This window comes from Glaciimonas sp. OK215 (assembly GCF_057787885.1).
In genome coordinates, this window is sequence record NZ_CM173544.1 from 4,726,444 (window position 1) to 4,744,529 (window position 18,086).

Below are 18,086 nucleotides of genomic sequence, written 5' to 3' on the forward strand. Positions count from 1 at the left end.
CAAAAAAGTTTTTAATTGAACCGGTATTCAACGCAAGAGATAAGGAATATCGACCGTCACCGCACCGGTCGGACAGTCCTTTTCGCACGGCATGCAATACCAGCATTCATCGAATTTCATGAAAGCCTTGCCCTTGATCATGTCGATCGCCAGCACGTCGAGCGGACAGACATCGACGCACACGGTGCAACCCTTGTGGGCGATACATAATTCTTCATCGACCCGCACGGGAACGCTGGTCGGGGTAAATGCGATAGGCATGATTTTTCCTTAGGCGGCCAAGACGGCCGCGTCCTGATTGATATCCTGATTACCATCCTTGCGGATGCGCATCCGCTCGTAGGCGGTTTTTTCCTGCTCGTCGAGGCTCACGATGTACGGCGCGATCGGACGCTTGAAACAGTGCATTTCGCCGTCGATTTTTTTCACCTGTACATGGACGAACCAGTCCTGATCGTTACGTTCCGGATAGTCGACCCGGTTGTGGTACAGACCCCAGCGGCTCTCGGTGCGATACAGCGACGCGCGGGCCGCCATCTCTGCGCAATCGCGGATAGCATGCACTTCCAGCGCCCGCATCAGTTCATGGGGATTGCGTGCCGACAACTGGTTCAGATCGGCGCGTATGGCTTCGAACCGGCTCAGGCCGATTTCCATCTTGCGTGTGACCTTCGGCGGTTGCAGATAATCGTTGACCATACGGCGCAATTTGTATTCGACCTGCGCCGGTGGCAAACCGTCTGCACGCGATAGCGGCGCCCAGACGCGTATCCGCTCCTGCTCGACCTGCGCTTGATCGACCTCGGCCAGTACCGTTTCGGCACAATGCCGCGCGGCGCTTTCCCCGGCGATCTTGCCGTAGACGAATGCACCCAGCATGTAGTTATGCGGCACGCAAGCCAGATCGCCGGCCGCGTACAAGCCGGGTACGGTCGTTTCCGCGTGCTCGTCGACCCAGACCCCGGACGCCGAGTGACCGCTACACAGGCCGATTTCCGAAATATGCATTTCCACCATTTGCTCACGGTAATCGGTGCCGCGCCCGGCGTGAAAGCGGCCACGGCTGGGGCGCTCGTTGGTATGCAGGATGGTCTCGATGGTGCTGATGGTTTCTCCGGCCAGATGATTCAGTTTCAGGAACACCGGGCCGTCGCCGCCTTCCAGTTCGCGGTAGAACTCCATCATCATCTGCCCGCTCCAGTAGTCGCATTCGATGAAGCGCTCGCCCTTGCCGTTGGTGGTATAGCCGCCGAACGGGCCGGTCACATACGCACAGGCCGGGCCGTTATAATCCTTGATCAGCGGATTGATCTGAAAACATTCGATGCCGCTCAGTTCCGCACCGGCGTGATACGCCATACTGTAGCCGTCGCCGGCATTGGTCGGGTTTTCATAGGTGCCGAACAAGTAGCCGGAAGACGGCAGGCCGAGCCGTCCAGCCGCACCCGTCGACAGGATTACCGTCTTGGCGCGAATCACATGAAAGTCGCCGCTGCGGCAATCGAATGCCATCGCGCCGGCGATGCTGCCATCGGCAGCGAGCAGCAAACGCGTGGCCACCAGCCGGTTGGTGATCTCGACCCGGGTGCGCTTGAGGCGTCGGTACAGCACCTTCTTGATATCGTGCCCCTCCGGCATCGGCAGGACATAAGTACCCATGTGATGCACCTTGCGCATCGCATAGTCGCCGGTTTCATCTTTCTCGAATTTGACGCCCCAGCGATCCAGCTCCTCGATCATGGGAAAGCTGTTGCGGGCATAGGCCATCACGGTTTTCTGGTTGACGATGCCGTCGTTGGCGATGGTGATTTCCTTGACGTACTGTTCCGGCGTCGCATGGCCCGGCACTACGGCATTGTTCAAGCCGTCCATGCCCATCGAAATTGCACCGCTGCGTTTGACGTTGGCTTTTTCCAGCAGCAGCACGCGCAGCTGCGGATTGGCCTCCTTGGCCTTGACGGCCGCCATCGGCCCGGCAGTACCGCCGCCGATCACCAGTACGTCAACAGTTTGAATATGCGTTTCCATGCACTTTCCTTTTAAATGGTTGACCCGTTGCCCGGATTATTTGTGCGTTTGCTGCAACGGCGCAGCGCCGTCCGCAGCGCGCCGCGCAATCTGCAATCGATACTGAAAGGCGTCGCCGCGGAAATACAAATATTCAAAATCCAGGGGTTCGCCGGTGGCGGTATGGGTCAGTCGTTCCATGCGCAGCAGCGCTGTGCCCTCCTCAATGCGCAACGGGCGCGCCAGTGTGGCGTCGGCCAGCATCGCGTCAATCTGCAAATCGGCATGCCCAAGCGCGATGCCGAAATCGTTTTCCAGCACCAGGAAAATGTCGCGCGTAGCAAGATCGACCTTACGCAGGCGTTCGCCGATCACCTCCGGCAGATAGGTCACTTCCAGCGACAGCGGTGCGCGATTCAGATGCCGCACCCGCTTGATTTCAGCTACCGGGGCGCCGACCGCCAGCTTCAGCTTCTGCGCCACTTTCGCCGCTGCCGCTACCGTCTTATGGCTGGTCACCTGGTTATAGATTTCATACCCCATGCGCGACATGGCTTCGGCAAAACCTTCCAGTTGCGTCAGCTCCTGAAATGCCTTGGTCTTGGCCACGAACGTGCCCTTACCGGGAATCTTGAAGATCATTCCCTCCTTTTGCAGATCGCTCAGTGCCTGACGCACCGTAATGCGACTGACACCGAACAGCGCGCTCATCTCGCTTTCGGACGGCAGCTGTGCGTGTGCCTGGTAGGTGCCATCCAGAATGCGCTCGCGCAATGTCTCTTTGACTTGCGTATATAGCGGTACCGGAGACAAGCTCAGCGCTCGGAAATTGTTCATCGATGCATCCTTTTCGCCAACCTGTCATAACAAGTATTGATAGATGTGCCAATCGTATCGGCGGCAGACGCAGCCGGGAACGAATAAATTCATGATTGCTTATGCGGAAAATGGAGAAGCCGCAACGCAGGCTTATCTGAACTGGGAATTTGATTTGGCTGAGGATGTGCGCGAAGAGCGGCACGCCCCGGTGGTACAACCGGGGCGCGATGCGATGGTGGATCATCGACAGAATGCGGGGATAGCATCGAAGCACTTCATCGGCGCCCCACGCGCGACGGCGGCTCGGGCCCGCCTGGTTCAGTGGAACGCTGCTGTGCTTCGCACCAGCGCCGGCGCACGCAGCTCAACTGAGCCGAGTGTGGTCTGGCTCATGCAGGCAACCCGGCAGCGTCGAACACGCCTTCGAACAGCACCGAACTCAAATAGCGCTCGCCGGAATCGGGCAGCACGACCACGATCGTCTTGCCCGCGTTCTCGGTGCGCTTGGCCCAGCGCACCGCGACAGCCACCGCCGCACCGGAAGAAATGCCTGACAGGATCCCCTCCTCGCGCGTCAGACGGCGTGCGTACTCGACCGCTTCCTCGTCGCTGACGGTATCTATCGCATCGACCAGACTCAAGTCCAGCACCTGTGGCACAAAGCCCGCGCCGATGCCTTGTATCTTGTGCGGCCCCGGCTTGATCGCCTGGCCGGCGCGGGTTTGCGTCAAGACAGGGCTGGAGACAGGCTCGACCGCCACCGACATCACGTTGGCGCCCTTGGTTTTCTTGAAAAAACGCGACACGCCAGTGATGGTGCCGCCGGTGCCAACGCCGGAGACGAAAATGTCTACCTGGCCGTCGGTGTCCTGCCAGATTTCCGGGCCGGTGGTCGCCTCGTGGATCGCCGGGTTCGCCGGATTCTTGAACTGCTGGAGCAAAACATATTTTTCGGGATCGGACGCGGCGATTTCTTCCGCCTTGGCGATCGCGCCACCCATGCCTTTTGGGCCTTCGGTCAGCACCAGTTTCGCGCCATAGGCGAGCAAGAGTTTGCGCCGCTCGATACTCATCGTCTCCGGCATGGTCAGCGTCAATGGAATGCCGCGCGCGGCGGCCACGAACGCCAATGCAATGCCGGTGTTGCCACTGGTCGGCTCGACCAGTTCCCTGCCCGGCCCGAGCAGCCCGCGCTTTTCCGCATCCCAGATGAGTGCCGCACCGATGCGGCACTTGACCGAATACGCCGGATTGCGACCTTCGATCTTGGCGTACACCGTGGCGGCCGCGCCGTCGGTGACGCGATTGAGCCGCACCAACGGCGTGCGTCCGATGGACAGCGAATTATCTGTAAACCAGCCAGACATGAGACCTCCCTATTTTTGTTTTCAATACGATACGGTTGCGCGACAATCATACCTGCACTCACGGCACGCCGCGATAGCGCCAGCCGTCGGTGCTGGCGCGCTGCTGCTTTTCGTTAAGTTCGGGTCGCAGTACAAATGGTGGCCCGCCCCGCACTTAGCCATTTCTTCTTCCAGTTCGCGAAGTCAGACGGCTCCATTATCCAGGGCGGGCGATGCTGGCACCGCGACCGATTGTGGGAAAGACGAAAATGCGTGCAATGACGCTTGCGGCAAATCCCAGAAGAAGCCTTGCGCATAAATCCTGGCGCCATTTGCGGCAAAGACCTGGTGCGCCAGCTTCTGCACATTCTCAACGTCGCGCGGCTTTTCCAGACGCTTGAAAATCACCTGGATAGCGCGCTCATGCGTGATATCCAGCAAGCGCCTGGTCTCGAGGTCATCGGTCAGACCCCGCGCATCGATCTTGAGTACGTCAGGCCGCACCCGCTCCAGCAGGCTGCGTGCTTCGACCACATCATTGGCATTAACCGCCAGACGAAAATGATTGCGTCGATAGTTATCCAGCACGTAATTCAACAACCAGCCCTGGGTTGCGCTGATGGTTGGCAACTGCAGCACGATGTGCTCATGCGGCAGCCCCAGTAATTTCAAAATGCGCCGAAACGCCATGCCGTGATTGCTATCCACTGCGGCCAGCAGGCGGGCATGCACGCTCAGATACAGATCCGTAGCCAGCGCCGCCGCCTGACGGTAAAAATTAATCGAATGCAACATCCGGCACAGGCGATCGAGTTCGATCGACTCGTCATCGCTGGCCGCATGGTCGAGCAGCTTCCACAAATACAGCCCATTGTCATGCGCCGAATAGCTATGCGCAAAACCTTCATAGCCGACGATTCTGCCGGCACGCTTGTCAGTGACTGCTGCGGCTGCATGGAAAGCAACATCGCTCTCCACCGCAAGCTGGCGTACCGGCTGAAAAACACTGGTCAGCGTAGTATTGAAATAGCGTCCCTGCGCGCGGCCGGCGGCGTCCAGCCAGACACGATTCTGATCGTTCGCCGTTGACGTCAGTTGCGTACCCGACGCTTTGTCATGCAAGCGCGCCAGATATTGCTCAAGAGCGGGGAATGACATGGGCTGCCTATACTCGAATGTAGATTAAATCTTGGCGATCGAGACTTCCGTCGCCTTGACCAGGGCCACCACTTCCGTGCCGATAATCAACCCCAGATCCTTGACCGAACGCGTAGTAATCACTGAAGTCACTATGCCCGCCGGCGTTTCGACATCGACTTCCGAGACCACGCTACCTTCGACAATGGCTTTGATACGACCCTTGAACTGGTTACGAACGTTGATGGCTTGAATCGACATGATGTTTCCTTTAGATGAAATAAAAATGATTGTTTCTGCACGCTTCTGCAGAAAGTGAAACCTGAAATTACAGCTTGCCTATCGAAACCTCGGTAGCCTTGATCAGCGCCACCACTTCCGAACCGATTTCCAGACCCAGGTCTTTCACCGAGCGGGTAGTGATGACGGACGATACGATGCCTATCGGCGTTTCGATATCGAGGCCGGACAGCACCTCATCTTCGACAATACCGATGACTTTTCCTCTGAACTGGTTACGGACATTGATTGCCTGAATACTCATTGCTTTTCCTTGACGGGTTTTGTTTTGGAGAAGTCAGATTAATCAGACTGAGAAGAAAAAAGAACGAATTCTTTCTTCTCTCGTTATGCGGAAAACAGATAATAATTGGCAAGCCCAATGAATAAAGGCCTGCGATTTCCTATCCAAAGTGGAATAAGAGATACAGAATCACGGCCCAGGAAGCGACCGGCACCCCGGTCAAGTCAAGAAAAGCGTGGATTATTTCTCGCCCGGCTTATAAATTTTGTCGAACACGCCGCCATCAGCAAAGTGTGTATTCTGCGCGTTTTTCCACCCGCCAAAAGTATCGTCTATCGTGAACAGGCTCAGCTTCGGAAACTTGGATGCGTACTTGGCCGCGACTTTCGGATCGGTAGGACGATAGTAATTACGCGCCGCGATTTCCTGGCCTTCCGGCGTGTACAGATACTCCAGATAGGCTTGCGCGATCTTGCGCGTCCCACGCTTGTCGACTACCTTATCGACCACCGCGACCGGCGGCTCGGCGAGAATACTGATCGATGGGAATACGGTATCGAACTTGTCCCGGCCGAACTCCGCTTCCACCAGATACGCCTCGTTTTCCCATGACAGCAGGACGTCGCCTACGCCGCGCTCGGCAAAGGTGACGGTCGCACCGCGCGCGCCGGAATCAAGCACCGGCACATTCTTGTAGAGACTCGTGATGAATGCCCGCGCCTTGGCATCGTCGTTGTTATTCTTTTTCAGCGCATAGCCGTACGCGGCCAGATAAGCCCAACGCGCACCCCCGGACGTTTTAGGGTTGGCGACCACCACGGAAACGCCTGGCTTGACCAGGTCATTCCAATCCTTGATGCCCTTGGGATTGCCCTTGCGCACCAGCAGGACGATGGTCGAGGTGTAAGGCGTGCTGTTATGCGGCAGACGCTTTTGCCAGTCGGCCGGCAGCAGCTTGGCTTTGTCGGCAATCGCATCGATGTCGTAAGCCAGCGCCAGTGTCACCACGTCGGCGTCCAGACCGTCGATCACTGCACGCCCCTGCGCGCCGGAACCACCGTGCGATGCCTTGATCGTCAGGTTATCGCCGGTCTTTGCTTTCCAGTATTTGGCGAAGGCGGCGTTGTAGTCCTGATAAAGCTCCCGGGTAGGATCGTAGGAGACATTGAGCAGCGAAAAATCTGCCGCGTGAACGATTTGCACACCCTGCGCGACCAGCGCAATGGCGATAACTGAACGAATGAGTTTCTTCAACATGTGCTATTTCCCTTTTTTATATAGTTTTGTTTTCAGGCTGGTCGAGGCCAGCTTGTTTCAATCAAATCAAATTTGCGCCAAAGGCAGCGCCGTACTCATCCCCCTCCCGGCTGGGTCAGCACCGATAACTTGCTGACGCCGGATCGTTGAATATTCGCGATGACCTTCGCAACGGCGCGGTAGGGAACCCCCTCATCGGCTTGCAAACTCAAGGCCAGATCCGGATTGCGGCCGACCAAACCTTTCAGCTCGGGTTCAAGCGTTGCCAAAGCGACTTCGCGTTTGTCAATGAACACCTTGCTGTTCGCGTCGACACTCACAGTCACTGTTTTTACTTCCGACGGCGGCGCAGTCGTTGCCGTCTTTGGCAGGTTGATGCGCACCGCATTGTTGAGTAAGGGCGCCGTAATGATGAAGGTCACCAGCAACACCAGCATCACGTCCACCAGCGGCGTGATGTTGATTTCACTTACCACGTCGCTGCTATCTTTACCGGTTGAGAAGGCCATTATGCAAATGCTCCCTGTGTGTTGGCAGTGTCGACTTCTTTTCTCTGCGCAATTTTCGGACTGTTTTTCGTCACCCGGAAGCCATTTTTCTGCGCCAGGTTGACGAAGTCGGTTGCATAGTTATCGAGCTCGGCGGCCTTGACCTTGAGGCGGCGCACATAGAAGTTGTATGCCAACACTGCGGGAACCGCGACGGCAATACCAACGCCGGTTGCAATCAGCGCTTCACCTATCGGGCCGGCGACAACATCGATACTTGCAGAAGCGCTTTTGCCAATCGCACTGAGCGCATGGATGATGCCAAACACCGTCCCGAACAGACCCACGAATGGCGCGGTGCTGCCGATCGATGCCAGTACGGCCAGGCCGCTTTCCAGTGACTGGTATTCCTTCTGGATTTGCTGACGCAGATGGCGCTCCAGCAGTTCTTGCCTATCCCAGCTGTGTTCAAGATCGCTGCTTGCGCCACTTCCGTCGCTGACATGCAAGGCATCGAATCCTACGTTAGCGAGTCGTGATTTCGGGCTGGCATCACTTGCCAGCGCGGCGGCCGCATCAAGACTGCTGGCACTCCAGAACTGCTTGGTGAAGCGCCGGTCGCGCTTCGCGAGCTTCCAATGCTGCACGCCTTTCCCAATGATAAGCACCCAGGTAATGATGGAGAACAGCACCAATGCATACAGTGCGCCTTGGACAATAAATTTCAAGTAGAAGTCAGTCATGGATATCGCTCATTAATTAAGAAAGTTTGAAATTGAGTGGCACTTTTACCCATCCGTCGATGGGTGTTTCTCCGCGCCTGGCCGGTTCAAATGCCCAGGCGGTTACCGCTTTGATGGCGGCTTCGTCGAGGATTTTATGGCCGCTCGATTTGGCGACGCTGACATCGTCCGGTTGCCCGCTCGCAAGGACATGTACCTTGAGCAAGACTTGCCCCTCCAGGCCTTTGTCCTGAGCCGACTGCGGATAGGCTGGTGCGGGATTGCGCAGATAGCCGGCGTAACCGCGCGGTTCGGTCACCCGTTCTACCGGAGCGGCAACCGGTGCCGGGGCCGGCGTGGGGGCCGTTGCGACCTGCACGGTATCTGCCGTTGGCGCTGTCGTGTCGACTGGCGTCGCACTCCGTACAATTGGCACCGGCGGCGCTGGTTTAACGGGCGCAGCAACCGGTTTCGCAATTTGCGGCAGAGGTTTGGGTTGAATCACCGGCGGCGGCGGGGGCGGAGGCGCCATGTCGATGGTGAGCGGCGGCGCCTTTGGCAGCGCCACCGGCTCGATCGGCGCGCGTCGGTTGACTGCAGCGATGATGGCTGCATGCAACACCACGGTGAGTCCGATCAAAGCGAATAATCCAATCCTGTTGCGCGAGCCGATGACATCGTTTCTTGTGCGAATCGAGGCAATGGCTACCGGCTGTTTTACAGGGGCAACAACATGAAGTGCAGGACGGGAGCTGCGGCGTACCGCCGCGCGCCGCGGGGAAATACTGATGCTCTCAAAAGTCATTGTGGTCATGATGACGCCTTTTCAAAATTGCCTACAGCGTTGTGTAGCAGAAAGCGTGCCTGTTGTTTCTCCAGCTGGTTTACCTAGGGAAAAGCGCCGATAGCAAAGTCAGCCCATCAACGCAAACCCGAAAACCCTTCAATAATCTGCTGCAAAATCACCAGAGCGCTAGCGCGTGCATGTTGGATATGGAACAGGGATAAAACCGTGGCAAGCGCCGGGAAACTGAAGCGTTGACTTTGGATGACGGACCCGGGCGTTCCCCGAGTCCGCTTTCGTAGGGTGTTACAGCTTTCCGGTCAACATGACACCAAACCAGCGCGGATTGGCTGGCGTATAGCTATTCCAGGTCTGGAGTAACGGTGTTTTATTGGCGAACAGGTTCTTCACCAAAAGGCTCAAGTCATAGGATTGCTTGTGGTTACCGAGTCCGATGGCAAAGTCGGTGATGCTATTGGCAGGAATCCAGGCGTATTGCGAAAGCGAGACGTCGGAGTTATACCTGCTCGTGAAGGCGGTATTAAAGCTGGTATGGAACACCTTGTCGTCCAACACAGGCACCCGGTAGTCGACACCGATATTAAACGTAATCTTCGCGGCGCCCGGCAGCGTCTGACCCGAAACATCCTGGTAGGGTGCCGCACCGGCGTAGCCGTTCTCCAAAGGCTGCGCCGAGTTGGAAAAGCGCTTGTAGCGCGCGTCGTTATACGCACCGGCAAAGCGGATTGTGGTGTTTCTGATGCCGGAGTAAGTCCCGTCGACTTCCAGCCCCTTTGCCTGCACCTTCGGCACATTGCCGGTGGCCGTAGTGTAATAGTTGGTGCCGTCATTGTTGAGGCCGGTGGTATACACATCGAGCACCCTGACGGCCTGCTGATAGTTCGAGATGTTCATCAGGAACAGATCGGCGTTCAGGATCAGCGTTTTGTCGAACAGCGCGGATTTGAAGCCCACTTCGTAGGCCATGGTCTTTTCTGATTTGACGGGATTCGACACGCCGTTGGTGAATTGCGAAATGCCTGCTTTCTCGCCATATTGGAATGACACGTAAGTGGTCAGATTGTCGTTGATTTTATACGACGGACTGAGGTTGAACGTAGGCAGGTTGGCGCTATACGGTTGGGAGCTGGCTGTATTGAACAATACACCGACTTGGGCTGCGCGAATCGACTTGGCATCTGCGACCTGCTGTCGCTGCGCAGCAGTGAGGCTGTTGTAGGCGGCGCCGGGCACGCCGGTAATCCCGGTCCCGAAGTACTGGTGCGCCACCGTATCGGCAAGGCGCAATTGCGCCGCAGAATTGCCGGCGACCAGCAAGCCGGCATTGTTCGAGGCGAAGCCGCCCAACTGCACGCCATTCACCGACACAGGATTCAGCGCAGCGCCATAACCGTTATCCGTGATGGAACTGCTGCCGCTGTTTTCCCTGTCCTCATGCGTGAGACGGGCGCCGGTAGTCAGCGTCAGCTTCTCCGATAAATGCCAGTTGGCCTGTCCGAAGATTGCGTCGCTACTATTCCTGATGTTTTGCACGCCCGCCGGCGAGTTGTACAACATCGACAATCGATCCAGTGAATTCAGCATCAGCGATTGCCCGGCAGCGTTCGCATTCAACCTGTTGTATTGCGCAGTACTGGCGAACCATGCACCGGCATCGCTTCCCCATACCTTTTGGTAATTGGCGTCGTTGCTGTTCTTCATGAAGTACAAGCCGGTCTGATAATCGACGATGCCCCCCGGTTCCGAAGTCAGCCGCAGCTCCTGGCTAAGCTGCTTGTAATTGATAAAGAAACCGCCGGAATTGGGGTTGATGTCGAACGGCGTGCCTTCGTCGTTAACCGCATTGAAATGATAAGTCCTGTACGCGGAAATCGAGGTAAGCGTATGGCTCCCGAGATTCCAGTTCAACTCCGCAGAGGCGCCGCGGCTGCCGGTGACTTGCGGAAGTCCGACGTTGTAATCGACGGCGTTCTGACCCGATCCATTGAGGTAATTGGCAAGATAGCTGTAATTCCCGTCCCGTGTGAACCAACTCCGGGCCAGCCGTGTGGAAGCGTCGGTGCCTAGGTTATTGACGCTACCGTTCGAAAAGACAGAAGGCGTTTGCGTGTAAATCGTCCGGCTATTTGCAGTCTCGCCGGCATTCGGTTGGACATCGACAGCAACGCGGGCGCTGAAATCCCGGGTCGGCGTCAGCAGGAACTGGACGCGTCCCGAGACGCGGTCGGTGTTCGTGAAGGTCTGGTCGTGGTTGTACAGGTTGGTCATGTCCCCGTAGCCCTTGTCCGCGGTGAATACGCCACGCCACGCAAGCAGGTCGTCGACGACCGGGCCGCCCGCTGCCAGGGTGCCGATCACGGTACTCCTTTGACCGAAGGTGAGGGAGTAGTCGGCGCTCGGTGTGAAAGAGGGACGATTGGTGGTGATGTTGACCACGCCCAGACTCGCGTTCTTCCCACCCAGGCTACCTTGCGGGCCGCGCGCGACCTGCACTGTATCCACGTCGGTGAAGTCGTAGCTGGACGTTAGCGCGTTGTAGGCAAAACTTACGCCATCGACGATAGTGCCAACGCTGGGATCTTGCGCTTCGGTCGTGCCTATTTTGCCAATGCCGCGAATCGAAAGACTGCTGCTGCGTTGATTGCCCTGATTCCACACAACATTCGCGGCACGCTTGGTAATTGCAGAGACGTCGGTCGCCCCCAGCCGGGCGAGCTCCGAGCCGGTGACTACCGAAACCGACGCCGGTACGTCCTTCAGGACTTCAAGGGCTGCGCGTTTGCGGCCCTTCACGGTCACCGCGCCTAGTGCTTGCGGTTCTTCCAGCTCGGAAGCTGCCTTCTGGGTAGTGTCCTTGGTGCCGGCGTCGCCGGTCTTTGCCTGCGCGCCATCGGTTGCGGCGCTGGCGGCATTTTGTGTCGCGATGACCTGCTTGAGTTGCGCGATTTCGGCCTGCAACTCGGCGATGGTCGGTTCGGCTGCATGTAATGAACCTGAAGCGACCATGGCCATGCCGGCGATGACTGAGGCTATTGGGTGCAGGCGGAACGGCGCCTTCCCGTATCGAAGTCGCTGGCTTGTATTCTGGCGCGCAGGTGCTGGCTTGATGGTCATTGCAAAACTCTCCTAAAGGTGCGGTATAAAACCCTTGTCCAACGCAAATTGCATACCACCTGAAAATAGAGAGGCGAATGACACGCTCACGCCAATCAGGAGTCGCCGCCGGGCCCTGCGTCAGAGCGGAACAGGCAAGAAAACGGAGAGCGCAACGAACTGCGATAGCGCGCAGTCCAGAGCGGTGACAGCTGTTGAGAACGCAACTTTTAAAAATTATCTTTTTTGCCGATGTGCTGCAGAACCAACAGCGTGGCCGCTACGGACGGGGATGCAAGGACGGAAAGGCATCTACTGCGGGCAAAACGATTTCCTGCGTCAGCCCTGTAGATACTGGGATGCAATCCCAGCTTCCAGCACTTGATCATATTATTAATCGTGCGTACAATAAATCGAATGGAGATCACATTCGACACAGTAAAGCGCAACAAAACGCTCAAGGAGCGCGGCCTTGATTTCGCTGACTGTGGCACTGTCTTTTCCGGTAGAACATTGCGCCAAGACTACAATGAGCCGCGATTCCAGACAGTTGGTTATCTGAATAACCGAATGATTGTAATCGCATGGACACCACGCGGCGAAGGTCGCCGCATCATTTCGATGAGGAAAGCAAATGACCGCGAAAAAGCAATCTTTGAAAAAACCCTGGGTTGATCCTGATGACGTACCGGAACTTGATGAAACATTTCTTCAAGAAGCTGACCTCTATCAAGGCGAGAAACTCGTGCGTCGTGGCCGTCCAGTGGCCGAAATTACCAAAGAGCGCGTGACGATCCGAATGACTCCGGCTACTGTCGATCGATTTCGTGCCACTGGCAAAGGCTGGCAAACGCGCATGGATGCGGCGCTTGCCGACTGGCTCAAAGAGCATTCGCCGGAAGAGCTGGTATCACATTAAGCCAGCCGTTACACGAAAAGTCGTTAAAGAGCAGTTCGGTCGTCGCGTATCTAAAACGGTAGCTACTCCGTGGAAGCTAGTCGGGGGTGGCCCGACAGCCAGTCACTTTTCTTGCTTCGCCGGAAGCAGTTCGGTCGTCGCGTATCTAATACGGGTGCTACTCCGTGGAAGCTAGTCGGGGGTGGCCCGACAGCCAGTCACTTTTCTTGCTTCGCCAAGAAAAGTAACCAAAAGAAGGCGACCGCAAAGCCGTTGCCTTCCCTTCGGTCAGGTTCCCAAATGGGTCGTCTGCCAGTCGGGTGGGGAAACAAACTCGCTGCGCTCAGACAAGTTTCCCCACAATTCCCGACTGACAGCCGCCCCATTTGGCAACGTCTCAATGCGGAATTCAAAAGCAACGTCAAAAGCCACAGCCTCTGCGGTGAATCAGGGATTGTGTTTGCAAGCAGCGCAGCGTGCCGAAGTACTGCACCCCACTTAACCCACCACGGAGCGCCGAGGGGTTGCTGTTGCTGTTGATGTTGCTGTTGATCTTCCGCATTGAGACGCTGCCAAATGAGACGACTGGCATTCGGATAAGAGGGGAAACTTGTCTGAGCGCAGCGAGTTTGTTTTCCCTCCCGAATGACAGTTGGCTCATTTGGGGACCCTCCCAACGGGAGGGCAGTGGCTTTGCGTCGTCTTTCTTTGCTTACTTTCTTTGGCGCAGCAAAGAAAGTGAGCGGCTGCCGGGCCGCCCCCGGCTTGTTTCCACGGAGTAGCTACCGTTTCAATTAACGACGGCCGAAAGGCGCTTAGAAAAAAAGTTTAAGCGATCTCATAACGAATAATCGCATGGAGAAAATGAATGTTTCTTCCGCGCGATTTGCTGCTTCCAACCGAGTACTTCGCCGGGATGCAATCCCAGCCCACTCATCAAGGATTAACCCGCCGCGAAGATGGCGAAGAATTCACTACGGCCAGAACAATTTCCGGCGTCAGCAACTGCGGCAACACGACCGGACTGGCATCGACGCCATGGGGATAGAACACATACAGGGGCACGCCGCTGCGCCCGAACTCGGCAAGTTGCCGGGTGATCTGTTGATCCTGATTGGTCCAGTCGCCTTTCAGATAGGTGATACCCGCTTTCCTGAATGCCTTGACCACGGAACTTTTGCTCAGGGCAACCCGTTCGTTCACCAGGCAGGTAATGCACCATGCGGCGGTCAGGTTCACGAATACCGGCTCGCCTCTGGTACGCAAAGCCTGCAGGCGTTCTGCCGTATAAGGCAGCGAGATTTTTTCTGCAGATGCCGCATCCGTCATCCGGGTGGTGCCTGCGGAGTCAGCCTTGACCCCGAGATAACCGCCCGCCAGCGCCCCCGCCACGGCCAGAACGGCGACACCGGCGCCGCTGCGGCTGGCCAGCGTGCTGCCGTTACGCGTAGTCTCAAACAGCCAGGCTGCAAAAGCGATGACTACCATGCCGCCCAGCGCAATCGCAATCGCGTTGGACCCGGCCTGTTGTGCCAGCACCCAGACCAGCCAGACGGCAGCGGCATACATCGGAAATGCCAGAACTTCCTTGACCCGCTCCATCCAGCGACCGGGCCGGGGCAGGCAACGCTGCAACAGCGGCCAGTTGCTCAGGAGCAGATAAGGCAAAGCCAGCCCGAAGCCCAGGCTCAGGAACACCGCCATCAGTTCAGCCGGCGGTTGCGTCAGCGCGTAGCCGAGAGCACCACCCATGAACGGCGCGGTACAGGGCGTGGCAACGATGGTGGCCAGCACGCCGGTAAAAAAACTGCCCGAATATCCGGAACGTGCGGCCAGCTGAGAGCCGATTCCTGCGACCGAGCCGCCGACTGAAAATACGCCGGACAAGCTGAGGCCGACGGCGAACATCAGATAAGCCGCCGCCAGCACAAACGGCGGCGACTGGAACTGAAAGCCCCAGCCTATCTGTGCGCCACCCGCCTTCAGCACGATCAGAACCGCGCCCAACAGCGCAAAACTGGCGAGCACGCCCAAGGTATACACCAGCCCATGCAAACGGGCCTGAAGCCGCGTTTGATGCGCATGATTGAGCAAGGACAGCGCCTTGATGGAGAGCACTGGAAACACGCAGGGCATCAGGTTCAGGATCAGCCCGCCCAGCAAAGCCAGCAGTAGCGCGGACGCAAGTCCCAGGTCCGGCGCATTGGCCGCCACGGTAGCGGCGTTGCCGACCGCAGCAGTGTCCAGCGCGGTATCGACGATATAGCCGCGTGCTACGGCGCCATCAGGGGTATGTTCCGTCACCGCAAGCACGCCGGTCAGACGCTCGCCGGGCACCGCCGGCGTCTCTCCGGGTTGAAGCCGGAGCACGACGGCATCGCCATCGATCTGGCGCGGCTGGGGCGCGCCATAAGAAATTTTTCCAGGCTGGTCAGCGTAGAACCAGACATCCGTGACATGCGTCGATTGCAGTTCGGCATCCGCAATCCTTAACGACAATCCGTTCTTTGCCGACTGGGCATGCACGGGCCATGGGCTCGCCAGCGGCAAGGCGGCAAGGGCCTTGTCGATCAGCGGATTGGCGTGCCCTGCTGCCCTGCCGCCGGCGACAATCGGCAATACCAGGCGCAATGCGACCTGCTGCGGGATGCAGAGGTCCTGGCAGACCAGCCAGTTGACCCTGGCCCTGACCGGAAACGTGTCGCCGGCCTTGGCGTCCTTGGGTACGGTAACCGGCGACAGCAGCGTGACTGCGTTTTCATACCCGTAATTGGTGACGGATCCCACCGAGAAGCGACTCGGCACGGGCCACTGGATATCACCCGCACTGGCGCCTTGCGGGAGATCCCACGCAATCCTGGTCCGCATTCCGGAATCGCCGGGGTTGATCCAGTAAGTATGCCAGTGAGGTGCAATGCGTTGCTGCAGCCCCAGCAAAATTTGCTCGCCGGGATGTACCGCGTCGACCGAAGCAATGAGCTGCGCCCGCACTTGTTCGGTGGCCGCCTGGTCCTGCTGCGCATGCGCAGCAGGACCAGGCAGGGATAAACACAGGGCAGCCAGGGTGCCGCAGGCGCCCCGGCTCGAAATCAACTTTAAATCCATATAAGGTACTTGGTCACCAGGCCGGCGCGGCGCTGGCAGGATGGGGAGCAGGAAGCTCCTTGCGGATGCTGGCGCCGCTGGCGACATACACCACGGCCAGTGCGATGAGTATCGATGCAATCAACGCCACCACGCCGCCCTTGGCTGCGGATTTGCCGGACGGGACGTCCTTCCAGCCGGTCACCATCGGTTTGACCAGGTTATCTTTCTTGAAGCGGACATAAAAAACAATCGCTACGATATGCAGCGCCATCAGACCCAGCAACACATTGGCGAGCAGTTGATGGTATCCGGTCAGGCGGTTGGACAGCGCTTTATCCACCAGCGTAAACAGCGGTCCGGTAAAGTCGATATCGTCATTCGAAAACACGCCGGTGCCGGCCTGCAGCGCCAGCAGGCCGAGCAGCGCAAAAACAGAAAGCGCCCCCAGGGGATTGTGGCCGACACCCTGCCACTGGCCCTTGAGGTAAGCCTGAATCCGCGCCGGCGAAGGCGCGAAATGCAGGAAACGCGCATGGGTCGAGCCGATCACGCCCCAGGCCAGACGGAAAGCCACCAGACCGATAATTGCGAGGCCTGCCTTGCCGTGCACACCCATCCAGCTGCCGCCGATCTCACCCGTCACGACGGCGGTCAGCACAGCTACGACCAGCGACCAGTGAAAAATGCGGAGTGGAAGATCCCACAGGCGGATGCGGATTAACGCCGGGCGTGCATGCGAACTTGCCGCACTTTGTTCGCTGGCTCTCTCAATGAGCAATTCGGATTGCATGACTTGTTCCTTCTGACTAAGACGGTGATCGCAGACAGGCTGATTATTTAGCGGCCGTCTTTGGCGCCGGCGCGCTGACTTTGATGATTTCCTTGCCGCCTTGCGCTTCATAGTCTTCCGAGCCCGCCGCACCGGCTACCTTGAAGCCTTTGCCGGCCAGCAAGTCACCTGCGTCGCCGGCGCGATGGGCGTGATTGGACACGGTAATAATGGCGCGATCCTTTGGAATGTAGGCCAGTCTGTTGACGAGATCCTTGTTCTGGATGTTCAGGTAGACCGGGAAACTGCCCTTCGCCGTCAGCTCATCGGGACGCCGCACGTCGATGACGAGCAATTTCTCGGGCTTGGCCAGCAAGGCATCGATTTCAGCGCTGGTAAGTCTTTTCGTCTTGTGCGTCCAGACATCCGCCGCGGGCGCGCCGGCGCCAGCTGCAGTTGCGCCCTGTTGGGCAAACGCCATTGAGGTTGCCAGACCAAACACGACTACCAACAGACTTTTCAGATTTTTCATAGCTAGCTTTCTTTCGTTTTGATGTATGCGATTCCAGGAAATACAAAGACACCGGCAGGCCGGCGCAATGCATGAACTCCGGTATGAGCAACCATCGTGCCAATCGAAACTGACTGGCCGCCGGCCCAGTACGCCAGGTTTTCTCCGGCGCGATTTGCTGCTGAAAATCAAACGACAATGTTGAAGTATCACCAGGCGACGCTCCTGAACTGTTGCGCCGCCAACAACCGGATGAAGTGCTGGCTTGCGGGTGCGCATTGTTTCGCATCTGTAGCGTTAGAAACACTTCTGACTGCAAGCTGCTACCAAATCAACAGATCGCGCCGGGGCCACGCTGCCTGCCGCGCGACGCAGCAAGCCCATCGTCTCGCGCAATAAAAAAATAACGCTTTTAATCAATAGGTTGAAGTTTGCATTCGCGCATTTTGATGCGCGTGTTGACGCTGGCGCGATAGTTGCTAACAAGTCGGAATATCAGCTTTGTCGTCCTGTTGACCCATGCAACTTGAATCGGACATTTGCTATGTCATGCACATAGAGAATGGCCCGCCATGCCGCGTTGGGGTGAACGCGTTTTGTTATTTTTGGAGGAAACCAGTGAAG

At 57.5% G+C, this 18,086-nt stretch carries 17 protein-coding genes; 2 read left to right on the forward strand and 15 right to left on the reverse strand.

Translation table 11 applies throughout. The features are described 5' to 3' along the window. Positions 1 to 27: 27 nt before the first annotated feature. The 12 genes from AC3CHX_RS21905 to AC3CHX_RS21960 all read right to left on the reverse strand — a co-directional run bounded on the left by AC3CHX_RS21905 (position 28) and on the right by AC3CHX_RS21960 (position 12,218). Positions 28 to 261, reverse strand: coding sequence for a 4Fe-4S dicluster domain-containing protein (locus AC3CHX_RS21905; protein ID WP_488630093.1), 234 nt, complete (start codon positions 259 to 261; stop codon positions 28 to 30). A gap of 9 nt (positions 262 to 270) precedes the next feature. Further along, positions 271 to 2,028 carry a fumarate reductase/succinate dehydrogenase flavoprotein subunit gene (locus tag AC3CHX_RS21910; RefSeq protein WP_488630094.1) on the reverse strand — a complete coding sequence of 586 codons (1,758 nt, stop codon included), beginning with the start codon at positions 2,026 to 2,028 and terminating at the stop codon, positions 271 to 273. Between the two features lie 36 nt (positions 2,029 to 2,064). Next, entirely contained in the window at positions 2,065 to 2,844 is a 780-nt protein-coding gene (locus AC3CHX_RS21915) for a GntR family transcriptional regulator (protein ID WP_488630095.1), read from the reverse strand. Between the two features lie 371 nt (positions 2,845 to 3,215). Further along, positions 3,216 to 4,193: a cysteine synthase A gene (cysK, locus tag AC3CHX_RS21920; RefSeq protein ID WP_488630096.1), complete on the reverse strand. Its 978-nt coding sequence runs from the start codon at positions 4,191 to 4,193 to the stop codon at positions 3,216 to 3,218. A 183-nt stretch (positions 4,194 to 4,376) separates the two neighbouring features. Further along, on the reverse strand, positions 4,377 to 5,330 hold the full coding sequence (locus AC3CHX_RS21925; protein ID WP_488630097.1) for an EAL domain-containing protein: 954 nt from the start codon (positions 5,328 to 5,330) through the stop codon (positions 4,377 to 4,379). A 24-nt stretch (positions 5,331 to 5,354) separates the two neighbouring features. Next, positions 5,355 to 5,570, reverse strand: coding sequence for a TOBE domain-containing protein (locus tag AC3CHX_RS21930; RefSeq protein WP_488630098.1), 216 nt, complete (start codon positions 5,568 to 5,570; stop codon positions 5,355 to 5,357). A 67-nt stretch (positions 5,571 to 5,637) separates the two neighbouring features. Beyond that, positions 5,638 to 5,853, reverse strand: a complete 216-nt coding sequence (locus AC3CHX_RS21935; RefSeq protein ID WP_488630099.1) for a TOBE domain-containing protein — start codon at positions 5,851 to 5,853, stop codon at positions 5,638 to 5,640. A gap of 219 nt (positions 5,854 to 6,072) precedes the next feature. Continuing rightward, on the reverse strand, positions 6,073 to 7,089 hold the full coding sequence (locus AC3CHX_RS21940) for a sulfate ABC transporter substrate-binding protein (protein ID WP_488630100.1): 1,017 nt from the start codon (positions 7,087 to 7,089) through the stop codon (positions 6,073 to 6,075). A gap of 95 nt (positions 7,090 to 7,184) precedes the next feature. Further along, entirely contained in the window at positions 7,185 to 7,598 is a 414-nt protein-coding gene (locus tag AC3CHX_RS21945) for an ExbD/TolR family protein (protein WP_488630101.1), read from the reverse strand. Then, complete coding sequence (locus AC3CHX_RS21950; protein ID WP_488630102.1) at positions 7,598 to 8,320, reverse strand: MotA/TolQ/ExbB proton channel family protein; 723 nt, start codon at positions 8,318 to 8,320, stop codon at positions 7,598 to 7,600. The genes AC3CHX_RS21945 and AC3CHX_RS21950 overlap by 1 nt, the downstream gene beginning before the upstream one ends. 16 nt (positions 8,321 to 8,336) lie before the next feature. Then, on the reverse strand, positions 8,337 to 9,113 hold the full coding sequence (locus tag AC3CHX_RS21955; protein WP_488630103.1) for an energy transducer TonB: 777 nt from the start codon (positions 9,111 to 9,113) through the stop codon (positions 8,337 to 8,339). A gap of 276 nt (positions 9,114 to 9,389) precedes the next feature. Continuing rightward, positions 9,390 to 12,218 carry a TonB-dependent receptor gene (locus AC3CHX_RS21960; RefSeq protein WP_488630104.1) on the reverse strand — a complete coding sequence of 943 codons (2,829 nt, stop codon included), beginning with the start codon at positions 12,216 to 12,218 and terminating at the stop codon, positions 9,390 to 9,392. 396 nt (positions 12,219 to 12,614) lie between these two features. On the opposite strand from AC3CHX_RS21960, the gene AC3CHX_RS21965 reads away from it, so the two are divergent. Together AC3CHX_RS21965 and AC3CHX_RS21970 are read left to right on the forward strand one after the other, a co-directional pair. Beyond that, complete coding sequence (locus tag AC3CHX_RS21965; RefSeq protein ID WP_488630105.1) at positions 12,615 to 12,872, forward strand: BrnT family toxin; 258 nt, start codon at positions 12,615 to 12,617, stop codon at positions 12,870 to 12,872. Next, entirely contained in the window at positions 12,832 to 13,116 is a 285-nt protein-coding gene (locus tag AC3CHX_RS21970; protein WP_488630106.1) for a BrnA antitoxin family protein, read from the forward strand. The genes AC3CHX_RS21965 and AC3CHX_RS21970 overlap by 41 nt, the downstream gene beginning before the upstream one ends. A 915-nt stretch (positions 13,117 to 14,031) precedes the next feature. Here the strand turns inward: AC3CHX_RS21970 and AC3CHX_RS21975 are convergent. Genes AC3CHX_RS21975 through AC3CHX_RS21985 form a run of 3 tightly spaced genes read right to left on the reverse strand, consistent with a single transcriptional unit; the run spans position 14,032 to position 17,483 of the window. Continuing rightward, positions 14,032 to 16,200, reverse strand: a complete 2,169-nt coding sequence (locus AC3CHX_RS21975) for a protein-disulfide reductase DsbD family protein (RefSeq protein ID WP_488630107.1) — start codon at positions 16,198 to 16,200, stop codon at positions 14,032 to 14,034. A 13-nt stretch (positions 16,201 to 16,213) separates the two neighbouring features. Continuing rightward, positions 16,214 to 16,972: a cytochrome b/b6 domain-containing protein gene (locus AC3CHX_RS21980; RefSeq protein ID WP_488630108.1), complete on the reverse strand. Its 759-nt coding sequence runs from the start codon at positions 16,970 to 16,972 to the stop codon at positions 16,214 to 16,216. A gap of 43 nt (positions 16,973 to 17,015) precedes the next feature. Continuing rightward, positions 17,016 to 17,483, reverse strand: a complete 468-nt coding sequence (locus AC3CHX_RS21985; protein ID WP_488630109.1) for a rhodanese-like domain-containing protein — start codon at positions 17,481 to 17,483, stop codon at positions 17,016 to 17,018. Positions 17,484 to 18,086: the final 603 nt, after the last annotated feature.